Source organism: Ruegeria sp. AD5, assembly GCF_056542345.1.
In genome coordinates this window covers 106,898-118,375 of the sequence record NZ_JBQFZR010000003.1, presented here as the reverse complement: position 1 = coordinate 118,375, position 11,478 = coordinate 106,898, and the positions used below count along the sequence as shown (strand labels likewise).

Sequence of the window (11,478 nt, the reverse complement as noted above, 5' to 3'; positions counted from 1 at the left end):
TCGAATTTAGGGGGGTCCTATGGGAGCTATTCCCATAAGATCAATACGTATTCTGCAAACGAAACCAGCATCCAGAGCGTCAGGCAATCCCGCCTGACCACCAACCCGCCTCCAAGGGTGGTCGCCGGTAGATCAGTCGATCTGACGGGATGCGCATCAATCGATGAAAAGGAGAAATCCATGACAGACCTGAACAAAGCTCTTGGCTGGAGCGATCCGATACCATGGGGTGAAGACCGCCCCACTGACGCCATACCGGACGATATCAGACCCGGCATGTGGGTGCGGTCTGATATGATCGTGCGGTCCAACATGACCCACTGGATGACCGAACCCGGAAACCCTTACCCAGCACCGTACGTCAGCGACTTCATGTGGGAAGTGATTGATGGCGAAAGCTTTAGGCTAGAGGTGGCCGTAGCAGGCAGACATGTTAGTGTCACGCATGTAGGCTTTCCTTATTGTTACCCAATTCAGCAGCAGGAGACTTACGAAGATGGTGCACAGATTGATAAAGCTCGGCGCACGCGCTGGCGTCGCCTTGGTTGCATCCGTTTCAATGGCTTGGGCCTGTACAGGGATCATGCTGACAGGAACGGACGGAAGCATCGTTCGCGCAAGAACAGCGGAATGGGGGCCATTCGATCTTGAGACCAAGATCAACGTCATACCAAGGGGCTTTGCTTACAGCGCAGGGGAGATGCCCGACGGACAAGAAGGGGCCGATTGGACAGGACGCTTTGGGATGGTTGGCATTAGTATGCTGGACCACGGAGCACCTGCTGATGGTATCAATGAGGCTGGATTGACCGCCGGACTGTTCTATTTGCCGGGGTTTACAGAATACCAAGAGTATCTACCCGATCTTGCTGACAACACTATACCCGGCGACCTTCTAGCTGCCTACGTCCTGTCTATGTTCGAGACAGTTGAGGAGGCACAGGCCGGTCTTGAGGGCATACGTGTTGTAGGAGTTGTTGACGAGACACTCGGTTTCCCGTTTCCGTTCCACATGTTGGTCGCAGACCGCTTTGGTGGACGGATCGTCGTAGAGTACATTGACGGTGAACTGACCGTCTTTGAGGCTCCGCTTGGTGTCATCACCAACTCGCCTAACTACGACTGGCACATGACCAACCTCAACAACTATGTAAATCTGACGGCTATCGGCCTTCCCGAAGTCGAAGCCAGCGGCGTCACCTTTGCCCCGCTGGGCGCAGGAAGCGGAATGATTGGTCTACCCGGTGATTTCACTCCTCCTTCGCGGTTCGTCCGCGCGGTTGCATTCTCTCAAACGGCACGTGAGACAGAAGGCGGATATGACACTGTGCGCGAGGCGTTCCGAATACTCGATAACTTCAACATACCAGCCGACGCAGCAGAGGGTGCTCAGGACGATGTACAGTCTGAGGACTTGCTATACAGCGCGACACAGGTAACAACTGCAAGCAACTCACTAGACCTGACCTACTACTATCACACGATGTACGACCGCACTGTACACATGGTCGATCTCAAACAAATCGACTTCGAAGCGATTGGTGACGAGATGATAGTATTCCCAACAAGTGGCAATCGCGAGCCCACAATCGTCGACATGACACCGACCAACTAGTCACATGCGCACTTGGGCCACGGAAGCAACAGAGTGGGAACGTGGCCCAAGACATCGGCCCAAACGTACTAGTTGCCTATGTTCGGGTGTGGCACTAAGGTGAGGCACAGTACAAACCACCACACTACAATAGTGTTTACTATCAGCACATTAGGCGTTCGGCGGCGTTTCCCCTAGGCTCCACCATCTCACTTTTGATCCGCCACCCATAGTTCTTCCTTTTTTGGCAGCAGGATTTTCCTTTGGGGCCGAAGCGAAACTCAGGGCCCGAAGCAGACGTTTGCAATTGGGCTACAGGAACTACGATTGCGTCTGGGGACCAACCAAGAATTTACCAGGCAAGCAATTACCTTTGAACTCCAAGATCAATGTATGGTTGCTGTGCTTAAGGTTATGGGCCAAAGATGCAAATCTTTAAACGAAATGCAAAGCTATGGGTACACCTACAAACCGCTGTAAGTGCTCCCATAATGTTGCATTTCCGGCATTGATTTCAGTAAAGGCAATCTTGGAAGATTGCTCATAACTTTGCGTGCTACTTACGCATAGTTTTTCACGGTTTGCCCAAAAGTTTGCGAACTCCCCATTTCGGTGTCGGCCTAAACCGTTCCGAAAGTCTCCTTGAGTTCTGCCACTTGTACTGCATCCAACATGCGGGTTGGCATCCCTCTTAAGGCCATGAGCAATTTGGCTGCTTCTTCCAGCTCTTCTGCTGCACAGACCGCTGAGAAGAGGTCCTTTCCCGATACGACGGGTCCGTGATTGGCCAGCAGAACAGCACTATAATTGCCGTCCAGTTCACGGATCAAATCACCGGACGTCGGGTCGCCCGGCTTGACGTATGGAACCAGTTTGACTGTGCCGACACGCATAACCACATATGGCGTAAGCGGTGGAATACAGTCGTCAGGATCGGTGTCTTCCAGACAAGACAGTGCAGTGGCCCAGGTCGAATGCAGATGCACCACTGCACCAGCTTCTGGCCGCGTCTCATAAAAGGCTTTGTGCAGAAAGATCTCCTTGGTCGGCTTGTCGCCGGAGACGTGGTTGCCATTCAAATCAATCTTGGCGATGCGCTCGGGGTCGATATCGCCCAAGGTCGTATTCGTTGGCGTCATGAGGATGCCGTCGTGCAGACGAGCAGAGACGTTGCCCGCAGTGCCGACGGAAAATCCGCGCGCAAACAGAGATGCACACAGGTCCGACATCTGCTTTCGCAGCGCCTGTTCTTCGGAACTCATTTGCCAACCTCCATCATTCTGAGGGCCTTAGTGAAGAAGTCAGGAGCGCCAAAGTTTCCAGACTTTAGAGCCAGCGCAATGGGTTTAGTTTTTCCAACGCTCAGGACTGGTACGCCCGGGTCAATCTCTGGCCCAATTGACATGGCCGGTGACCCCAGTGCCTCAGAGACAGCCTTGGCAACAGCTCCCGACGTCTCTCCCCCTGCCACCACCAATCGCTTGTAGCCCTTTTGGACAAGTTCTCGGGCGGTATCTTCAAAGAGACTATCCAGTTTTTCTGCAGCCGCTTCCTGACCGAATTGGTCTTGGATCGCCCGCACATCCTCCGGGCTTCCCGATGAATACGCGAGCGGTGCCTGACCTAAATGCGTTTCAAAGAAATCCAGAAGCGTTTGCTTAGTCACATCCCCGGACATAACACCCGGAACGTCAATGGAGAAGGTCGGATGGGATTCCGCATGAACATCGATCTGACCACGGGTCGCACCTGAGCAAGACCCTGCAAGGATAGCGGCAGGCCCAGCGATACCTGTAAACACACTGCCAGCACTTTTGGACGAAGCTTTTCTGACGAAGTTCTTGGGCAGCCCCAGCGCTATCCCAGATCCCCCAGTAATGAGCTGGGCATCCTTCAGAGCCTCGCCCCAGGCCAGCAAATCCTCGTCCGAAATCGCATCACCGATCACAAAGCGTTCGTCGACGTTCCGCAAAGCAGTAGCAATCGCCTCTGGTCCTTGCGTCACGGCGTCAATTGAAACCAACCCAACCGCTTCTTGGGTCTGATACTGCAACCAACGCTTGATGTCGGCATCCGTCATCGGAGTAAGAGGGTGATTTTCCATCCCGGACTCGTTCAACAGCTTGCCGAACACAAATAGATGGCCGTGATAGATTGTGCGCCCCGTTGTCGGAAAGGCTGGACAGAAAACCACCTTTTGCGCGCCCAGTTCGTTGGCCAACGCTTCCGCAACCGGGCCGATATTTCCCTGCCTAGTGGAATCAAAGGTCGAGCAATACTTGAAGATGAACTGGCGGCATCCTTGATCTTTAAGCCATCGCAGGGCTCGCAGGCTGTCCGCAACAGATTCTTCGACAGGTGCAGTGCGGATCTTGAGTGAGACGACACCCGCTTCAATCTCTTTGTCGGCCGGGGTATCCGGAATACCTGGAAACTGCGCGGTTCTTAATCCACCTTCCGGCTCGACGCCCTTTGCCAAGGTGTTCGCAATATCGCTCGCACCAGTGAAATCGTCCGCTATGACGCCGATTAGCATATCTTAATGTCCTTCGTCGGCCCTGGATCCAGCCTATGGATGTGCGGTGCTGCTCCGACGGGAAAAATCTCGCGCACAAGTGGATCATGGCCGGGCACGATAAGTCGAGGATGTGAGGCTAACTTCTCGAGTGTCTCGAAACCATCCATCATGTCCTGCAGGTCGACGACGATGGGAAAGGCTTTGCGCGCCATGAAATTCTCGTAATAGTGTGAGGCATCAGAGGCGAGTACCATCCACCCGGCTGCTGTTCTTACACGAACACATTGCAACCCCCGCGAATGCCCGCCGATACAGTGTACGGTCACCCCATCTGCTATCTCGGCCTCTCCGTCGTAGAACACGACCTTGCCTGAATAGAGACGCTTTACAACCTCGCAGATATGGCCCGCCGAGAAAGGCGCGCGTAAGTGGTCGTGGCACATGCAGGGACCTGTGGCGAAGGCCATTTCCGCCGATTGCATGTGCAACTTCGCATTTGGGAACATATGCAGCCCCCCAGCGTGGTCATAATGAAGATGGGTCACGATAACCTCGGTCACCGCTTCAGGCATGATGTCCAATGGGCGCAAAGCCTCGCGTGGGTCCATCACAATAGGACGTCCACGGGCGGCTGCCTCGTCGCCGTCGTATCCGGTATCGACCAGTATAACTTTGTTGCCACGCTTGAGCACCCAAACGAAATAGTCCATCGCGTGAGGTGCATCGTGATTGTCATCCAATATGAAGCTGTCGCGTCGAGTGCGGGCATTGCGATCCGCGTATTTCACGGCGTGAATTTCCCAATCGTTCATCGGATGACCTCGGAATACTGGTGAACAGTCTTGGTGGCGATCATATCAGCCACAGCCGTATCGAAGGACTGGAAATGCGCGCTTTCCAGGTGGGCGGAGAACGCCACGCTGTCATCATAAACCTCATAGAGAAAAACTGTCTCGGGATCGTCGCCTAGGCAAACGTCAAACTGCTGGCATCCGGGTTCTTCACGCAAAGAGGTTGAAGCGTTTTCGACCATTAGCGGCAAAAAGGTTTCTCTCGTACCGGGCTTGAGAGTGAAGGTGACGGTAACCACAAACATCAGACGGAAAGTCCTTTCAGACGTGAGAAAGCGCGCTTTGCCACGGGCAGTTGGCTGAGGATCAGACCAACGTTGAGCACAAGTAGAATGGCCGCACCGGGTCGTGAAAAGAAGACCGAAAGATCCCCGTCCGACAAGAACAGCGATCGGCGGAAAGTTTCGTCAAACAGGCTTCCCAGTATAACCCCAATAACCAGCGGGGCGATTGGGTACTTCATCAGGTTCATAAAATAGGCGACGGCGCCGACACCAAGCATCAGGTAGAGATCATTGATGCCACCACCGACGCTGAAGGACCCGATTGTTGTCAGAACCATCACAACCGGCAAGAAGATGGTCTGCGGTATGGCGAGTATTTTGATAAAGACCCGAGCAGTGAACAGGCCCATCAAGAACATAGTCAGGGATGCCAACACCAGGATTGCGACTACGCGCAGAATGATCTCGGGGTCTATCGTGGGGCCCGGGATCACGTTGTTGATCTTGAAAGCCCCCATTAAAGCCGCGGCGGGTGGTGAACCGGGAATGCCCAAAACCAAAAGCGGGATTAGCGCGCCCCCAATGCAGGCGTTGTTTGCTGTTTCAGAGCATAGCAGACCTTCCAATGACCCTTTTCCGAACTTGTCGCCCTCGGCAGATACGGTCTTGCCGACACCGTAGCTGACCCAACCGGCGACATCTTCGCCGACGCCAGGAAGCGCTCCCACCCCGGTCCCAATCACTCCTGACCGGCCAATGGTGGGCAGGTAGCGTCGGATGGAGCGTAGGTTCGGAAGGATGCGACCTTTCAGGGCCAGAACTTTCCCGGCCTCAACATGCCTCAAGCCGTCGATGATTTGGGGGATGGCGAAGGCCCCCATCAAAACTGGCACGACCTGAAACCCGCTCAACAAGTAAGACCAGCCGAAAGTATAGCGCGGCTCAGACAGAAGCGGATCGAGCCCCACCATAGACATTGCAAGCCCGATCAGACCGGCGATCCATCCCTTGATCACCAGATCCTCGCTCATAAGTGTGCCAGATAGAAGGATGCCAAACAAAGCCAAGAGTGCTTTTTCCGGACTCGCGATGTTCTTCGAAACCAAAAGCAGTGCCCAGACAAAAATCAAAAGCGTGATCGTCCCGATAACCGTACCGATAAAGCTGGCCGTTGTGGTCAGACCAAGTGCTTCGCCCCCTCGACCTGCTTTGGCCAGAGGGTAGCCATCCATGGCCGTCGCCGCGCTGGCTGCTGTGCCAGGTATGTTCAGCAGAATAGACGGGTAAGAGCCGCCGTAAATCGCGCCGACATAGGCCCCGAGCAAAGCGATAAGCGAATAGTCCAATGGGATCTTGTTGCCGAAAAATCCCGTCAGGATCGTCACTGCCAGCGTTGCGGTCAGGCCGGGCAATGCGCCGAACGTGATGCCTAGGAACACGGAAGCAATCAAATACAGATAGGTCAGCGGGTCCACTGCCAGACCAACGAATGCGGTCCCAAACCCAGCCAGTTGCGAAAGGATAAAGTCCATCCGGTCAGTCTTTCCATAACGGACGAAGCGTCACGTAGTAGTGGTATTCGATTTGCTTGAAGATCAGCCCCCCGCGCGCGGGCACGTTCTGTCGGAAAATAAAGGCCATCGCGCAGACGAGGATCAGCGGGGCCAGTATTGCGACGACTGGCACAAACCGCAAAACGCGTTCGGAAGCCGCTTTGGTCAACACCACAAGTGATAGCGAGACCCATAGGGCCAGTGTAAACCAATCATCACCGTGTGCATTCCATTCCGCCTGCGCGGGAAACACGGCGAACGCAAAAACCCCGGCAGAAACAACTGCGATACAGGCTACCAAAGCACGCCGCGCGTGACCGCCGTAGTAGCCGTAAGTCAAAGCTGTAATCAGTAACCCCGAGCACAATATGAAGTCCACTCTGGGAACCAGCCCGACGACGTATGCAAGAAGGATCAGGCCTATTGTTGTTGCTCGATAGGCTTCCGACTTATCCCATCCAATCCCCAAAGCCGTGAGTGCGTTCTGGGCTCCACCTGAGCGGATCGAATTAGCCAGCAAGACGAAGGACAACACAAGCAATCCACAGAAGATGAACAACGGTACAATTGCAGCCGAGTTGTACCAGTCCGACCCACTTACACCTGCGCGGTTTTCACCCCAAAGTGGGATGTCCAACGTCTTCCAAAGGAAAAAGACGGACACTGTTATTAGAACAATCGCAGCCCAGAAATCGCGGGTCCGCATGACCAGTGTTTCGTCGATTTTGTCCATGCCTGCCTCCTGGAGGAAAGGGCGCGATCAGACGCGCCCTTCCAAAGTTGATCGGATTAGGGCTTCTCGATACCCAGCGAGGCTGGATCGACCGTGGCAGCGCCCAAATCTTGCAAGGTATAGGCAAAAGTAGCCTCAAGGTTCGCAAACAATTCTTGAGCTTCTTCGCCGTGTTGACCACCGACATCATAATTGTTTGCCTCAGCCCATTCAGCGACGGTATCGGATGCAATCGCCTGCTCGAACGCTTCGCCGAGGGCCGCCTTCACATCATCTCCAGCCGAGCTGTGAACGGCAAATCCGATGGCTTGTTTTAGTGGCAGATACTTGTCGAGACCGTCATAGATGCCAAAGGCAGATGGCACTGTAGCTCCGGCAATCTGCGCATCTTCCGGTGTCAACATCGCAAGTGGCTTCAACTGTCCGCCTTCGATCAAAGGAGCTTGTTCAGCCAGCGAAGTCACAACCAACGCAACCTCACCTGCTATCGCCGCTTCCTGCCCGGGCGCTGAGCCTTTGTATGGAACAAACTTGAACTCTGCACCGGACCCTTTCTCGATGGCGAGAAGATTCAAGTGGTGGATCGAACCCGCGCCGGACGCGGCAGCGGGAATAGTGCCAGGAGCGGCTTTGGCAGCGTCGACCAGTTCTTCCAGAGTATTGTAAGGGCTGTCCGCCGGAACCGAGATCAGATCGGGTGATCCGCCAACAATAAACGGATACCAAAAGTCAAATTTCTTGTCCCAACCGCCCTGCACAGCAGCGGTGACGTTCGATTCAGACAGACCAACCAGTGTATAGCCATCGTCTGGTTGGTTCATGACGTAGACCATGCCGTTGGAGCCTGCGACCCCACCGGTTTGGTTGATCACATTGATCGAGACTGGAAGGTGTTTTTCCATTTCGGCCATGATCATTCGGTTGATCGTGTCCGTGCCGCCACCGGCCCCCCAGACCACAGCTGTGGTGATATCACGGTAAGGGTAATCCTGCGCGGTAGCAGCCCCTGAAATCCCGGTTGCAATCACGGCTGCGGCCGCCAACTGCCCTAGCTTCAGTTTCATTTCCAAGTCCTCCCAAACATCCTTGCGTTTATTATTGCATTTATTTGCGTATACATTAAAGAATGCATTGTCAACGGACTGTAGCGAAAGCTGCTATCGCGCTATGAATGCGAAACTGGAAGGAAGCGGGCCAAGATGAAAAAGACTTACGATGTCGCGGTGTTCCACGGGGACGGAATCGGCCCGGAAATTATGGCCCCTACGCTTGAAATTCTGCGTCAGCTCTCGCGCGGCAGTCCTTCCTACGAACTGGTGTTTACAGACGCTCCGGCGGGCGCAGCCCACTACGCCAAAACTGGAGAATCGTTTCCGACTGGTTCACTTGAAACTGCACGCAAGGCTGATGCGATTCTGCTATCTGCAATGGGTTTGCCGGATGTTCGCTACCCTGACGGAACCGAGATTTCACCACAGATCGACCTGCGGAAGCAGCTCGGCCTTTTTGCCGGCGTGCGTCCGGTAAAGGTTAGCAGCGGACAAATGACCCCCTTGGCGCTGCCTCCCGGAAAAGAGATCGACTTTGTCTTGATTCGTGAAAGCACGGAAGGGTTGTTCTTCACTCAAGGCGCGGGGGAAGTCACCGAAGACGAGGCACGTGAAACCCTTTTGATCACGCGCGAGATATCTGAAAAGCTATTCCGGTTCGCGTTTGAACTTGCCAAAAACCGAAAGGCTTCAGGGCGTGGCAAGGGGCGGGTTACCTGTGTCGACAAGGCCAATGTGTTCCGCGCCTTTGCATTCTTCAGATCGATGTTTGACGCTGAAGCCGCTCGCCATCCCAAATTGCGGGCAGACCATGCTTATGTTGATGCCACTGCGCTTTGGATGGTGCAGAAGCCTTGGGAATTCGATGTTTTGGTGACTGAAAACATGTTCGGCGACATCCTTTCTGACCTTGGCGCCGGCCTTATGGGCGGTCTTGGATTGGCTCCTTCAGCAGATATCGGGTTGAACCATGCCGTGTTCCAACCCTGTCACGGCTCTGCTCCGGACATTGCGGGACAAGACATTGCCAATCCTTTTGCGATGATCCTGTCTGCAGCAATGATGCTTGAATGGTTAGGGTTGACCCATAATCATCCAGAACTGTCCAAAGATGGCGAACGTTTACGGGAAGCCGTGGAAAAGGTGACTGAAAGCGGTCAAAACCTGACGCGTGACCTTGGTGGCACCGCCGGAACGCAGGACGCAGCCTCATCGGTATTGGAAGCATTGTTGGCATGAATACTCAACAAGCCATCACGGTCGCGTGCGTAGGTGCGGGGTATTTCAGCAAGTTCCACTACGAAAGCTGGTCTCGAATGCCCGGAGCGGTTCCGATTGCATCCTGCAACCGTGACATCAAAAAGGCGAAAGAAACAGGACTGGCCGCTTACGATGATCTGTCAAAAATGCTGGAGGCGGAAAAACCAGATCTCGTGGACATCATCCTTCCACCTTTGGCGCAGGCCGATGCCATCCGAACGGCGCTGCACTCTGGAATAAAGTGGTTGATCTGCCAAAAACCTTTCTGCATGTCGCTGCATGAAGCTGAGAAAATTGTTGCAGAGGCCGAAGCGGTAGGAGCAACTATTGTTGTACACGAGAACTTTCGCTTTCAACCTTGGTATCGCGCGATCAAAGAGGCGATGACCGAGGGTCGAATTGGTACACCTCTACAAGCTACTTTCCGGCTTCGGCCTGGCGACGGACAAGGACCACGCGCCTATCTTGACCGGCAGCCGTATTTTCAGGACATGCCGCGTTTCCTGGTTCATGAAACAGCAGTTCACTGGGTAGACACATTCCGATTCTTGTTCGATGCGCCCATCGCAGTTTATGCGGACTTGCGCCAAGTGAACCCCATTATCGCGGGTGAGGACGCCGGCTATATCCTGTTTGATCATCCCAATGGTTTGAAAGCTCTGTTCGATGGGAACAGGTGTCTTGACCACAGCGCCAAAAACCTGCGTCAAACTATGGGTGAAGCTCTCATTGAAGGAACAACAGGATCATTGGTTCTTAACGGCGATGGTTCAGTTGAACTCCGCGCTTTTGGAAAGCAGGCGCAGCAGCAAATTCTACCTCCAAGCGATCATAATGGATTTGGCGGCGATTGCGTCCACGCCTTGCAAAGTCACGTCGTTTCAGGCCTTGTAAAGGGCACGCCGCTGGAAAACACGGCCCGAGACTATTTGGACGTGATCCGCATCGAAGAGAGCATCTATCTTTCGGCTGCGGAGGGACGAAAGATCAACCTGGAGACGCCGTGAAGGGTCAAGACGCAAAAACTCTTTCCAATACGCAACGCGCCGTTAGGGATTTGCGGCAGATGATCCTGTCCGGCGAACTTGCAGCCGGAACTGACCACCTGGAGTCGGAACTCGCCGAAACCCTTGGTATGTCCCGCACCCCGATACGGGAAGCTGCGCTGATGTTGGAAAGCAAGGGGTTGTTGGAGATGCGGCCCCGCAAAGGCGTGCGGATACTGCCGGTTTCATCAGGCGATATGCGTGAAATCTACGACATCCTGACGGAGCTCGAGAGCCTCGCTGCACAACGCGCTGCCGAAGCGGGTTATTCAGAAGATGAACTGGCAGTACTTGCTGGATCAATTGCGAAGATGGACCGAGCCATCGAAGCCGAAGATCTTGAAGCCTGGGCCGAGGCCGATGAGTTATTTCATCAAGAGCTCGTTCGGTTGGGCGGCAACAAACGGGTCGAAGCGATTGTCGCCATGATGAGCGACCAGGTGCGCCGCGCGCGCGCAACGACCTTGTTCATCAGACCCCTGCCCGTCAAATCCAATGAAGATCATCGGGTTGTTTTCCAAGCGATTAGTGAAGGTCGTCCGGATGTCGCCCGTGAACGTCATCGAGAACACAGGCTGCAAGCCAAGGCTATGCTTTGCGAGATACTCGAAAAGCATCGGCTCAACAGCCTCTGATCTTCTCGTATCCGG

At 54.3% G+C, this 11,478-nt stretch carries 12 protein-coding genes; 5 read left to right on the top strand and 7 right to left on the bottom strand.

Going from position 1 to position 11,478, the window contains the following annotated elements; all coding sequences use genetic code 11:
• Positions 1-180 precede the first annotated feature (180 nt).
• Positions 181-651, top strand: a complete 471-nt coding sequence (locus tag ACR0JG_RS16915) for a hypothetical protein (RefSeq protein WP_480571335.1) — start codon at positions 181-183, stop codon at positions 649-651.
• A complete protein-coding gene (locus ACR0JG_RS16910; RefSeq protein ID WP_480571332.1) occupies positions 560-1,615 on the top strand; it encodes a linear amide C-N hydrolase in 1,056 nt (351 codons plus the stop codon). The genes ACR0JG_RS16915 and ACR0JG_RS16910 overlap by 92 nt, the downstream gene beginning before the upstream one ends.
• Positions 1,616-2,214: 599 nt before the next feature.
• On the opposite strand, the gene otnC is transcribed toward ACR0JG_RS16910, so the two are convergent.
• Genes otnC through ACR0JG_RS16875 form a run of 7 tightly spaced genes read right to left on the bottom strand, consistent with a single transcriptional unit; the run spans position 2,215 to position 8,537 of the window.
• On the bottom strand, positions 2,215-2,856 hold the full coding sequence (otnC, locus tag ACR0JG_RS16905; protein WP_480571328.1) for a 3-oxo-tetronate 4-phosphate decarboxylase: 642 nt from the start codon (positions 2,854-2,856) through the stop codon (positions 2,215-2,217).
• A complete protein-coding gene (gene otnK / locus ACR0JG_RS16900) occupies positions 2,853-4,130 on the bottom strand; it encodes a 3-oxo-tetronate kinase (protein WP_480571325.1) in 1,278 nt (425 codons plus the stop codon). The genes otnC and otnK overlap by 4 nt, the downstream gene beginning before the upstream one ends.
• Entirely contained in the window at positions 4,124-4,924 is an 801-nt protein-coding gene (locus ACR0JG_RS16895) for an N-acyl homoserine lactonase family protein (RefSeq protein ID WP_480571322.1), read from the bottom strand. Before ACR0JG_RS16895 ends, otnK begins: the two co-directional genes overlap by 7 nt.
• Positions 4,921-5,208, bottom strand: a complete 288-nt coding sequence (locus tag ACR0JG_RS16890; protein ID WP_170423472.1) for a putative quinol monooxygenase — start codon at positions 5,206-5,208, stop codon at positions 4,921-4,923. Before ACR0JG_RS16890 ends, ACR0JG_RS16895 begins: the two co-directional genes overlap by 4 nt.
• Positions 5,208-6,719: a tripartite tricarboxylate transporter permease gene (locus ACR0JG_RS16885; RefSeq protein ID WP_170638038.1), complete on the bottom strand. Its 1,512-nt coding sequence runs from the start codon at positions 6,717-6,719 to the stop codon at positions 5,208-5,210. The genes ACR0JG_RS16890 and ACR0JG_RS16885 overlap by 1 nt, the downstream gene beginning before the upstream one ends.
• Positions 6,720-6,723: 4 nt before the next feature.
• Positions 6,724-7,473 (bottom strand): hypothetical protein, encoded by a 750-nt coding sequence (locus ACR0JG_RS16880; protein ID WP_223117477.1) that lies wholly within the window; start codon positions 7,471-7,473, stop codon positions 6,724-6,726.
• Positions 7,474-7,529: 56 nt separating this feature from the next.
• Positions 7,530-8,537 carry a tripartite tricarboxylate transporter substrate binding protein gene (locus tag ACR0JG_RS16875; RefSeq protein ID WP_170423468.1) on the bottom strand — a complete coding sequence of 336 codons (1,008 nt, stop codon included), beginning with the start codon at positions 8,535-8,537 and terminating at the stop codon, positions 7,530-7,532.
• A gap of 135 nt (positions 8,538-8,672) precedes the next feature.
• Between ACR0JG_RS16875 and ACR0JG_RS16870 the strand changes: the two genes are divergently transcribed.
• From ACR0JG_RS16870 to ACR0JG_RS16860, 3 genes are read left to right on the top strand one after another with little or no spacing between them, the layout of a single operon-like run.
• Positions 8,673-9,761 carry an isocitrate/isopropylmalate dehydrogenase family protein gene (locus ACR0JG_RS16870; protein ID WP_480571319.1) on the top strand — a complete coding sequence of 363 codons (1,089 nt, stop codon included), beginning with the start codon at positions 8,673-8,675 and terminating at the stop codon, positions 9,759-9,761.
• On the top strand, positions 9,758-10,789 hold the full coding sequence (locus ACR0JG_RS16865; protein ID WP_170733516.1) for a Gfo/Idh/MocA family protein: 1,032 nt from the start codon (positions 9,758-9,760) through the stop codon (positions 10,787-10,789). Before ACR0JG_RS16870 ends, ACR0JG_RS16865 begins: the two co-directional genes overlap by 4 nt.
• A complete protein-coding gene (locus tag ACR0JG_RS16860; protein ID WP_480571316.1) occupies positions 10,786-11,463 on the top strand; it encodes a GntR family transcriptional regulator in 678 nt (225 codons plus the stop codon). The genes ACR0JG_RS16865 and ACR0JG_RS16860 overlap by 4 nt, the downstream gene beginning before the upstream one ends.
• Positions 11,464-11,478 lie beyond the last annotated feature (15 nt).

What these genes read in the sequence shown, in the direction of transcription:
- ACR0JG_RS16865 (WP_170733516.1), top strand. Translation starts at nt 9,758, where the DNA reads ATGAATACTCAACAAGCCATCACGGTCGCGTGCGTAGGTGCGGGGTAT.
- ACR0JG_RS16915 (WP_480571335.1), top strand. Translation starts at nt 181, where the DNA reads ATGACAGACCTGAACAAAGCTCTTGGCTGGAGCGATCCGATACCATGG.
- otnK (WP_480571325.1), bottom strand. Translation starts at nt 4,130, where the DNA reads ATGCTAATCGGCGTCATAGCGGACGATTTCACTGGTGCGAGCGATATT.
- ACR0JG_RS16890 (WP_170423472.1), bottom strand. Translation starts at nt 5,208, where the DNA reads ATGTTTGTGGTTACCGTCACCTTCACTCTCAAGCCCGGTACGAGAGAA.
- otnC (WP_480571328.1), bottom strand. Translation starts at nt 2,856, where the DNA reads ATGAGTTCCGAAGAACAGGCGCTGCGAAAGCAGATGTCGGACCTGTGT.
- ACR0JG_RS16870 (WP_480571319.1), top strand. Translation starts at nt 8,673, where the DNA reads ATGAAAAAGACTTACGATGTCGCGGTGTTCCACGGGGACGGAATCGGC.
- ACR0JG_RS16910 (WP_480571332.1), top strand. Translation starts at nt 560, where the DNA reads ATGGCTTGGGCCTGTACAGGGATCATGCTGACAGGAACGGACGGAAGC.
- ACR0JG_RS16885 (WP_170638038.1), bottom strand. Translation starts at nt 6,719, where the DNA reads ATGGACTTTATCCTTTCGCAACTGGCTGGGTTTGGGACCGCATTCGTT.
- ACR0JG_RS16880 (WP_223117477.1), bottom strand. Translation starts at nt 7,473, where the DNA reads ATGGACAAAATCGACGAAACACTGGTCATGCGGACCCGCGATTTCTGG.
- ACR0JG_RS16875 (WP_170423468.1), bottom strand. Translation starts at nt 8,537, where the DNA reads ATGAAACTGAAGCTAGGGCAGTTGGCGGCCGCAGCCGTGATTGCAACC.
- ACR0JG_RS16895 (WP_480571322.1), bottom strand. Translation starts at nt 4,924, where the DNA reads ATGAACGATTGGGAAATTCACGCCGTGAAATACGCGGATCGCAATGCC.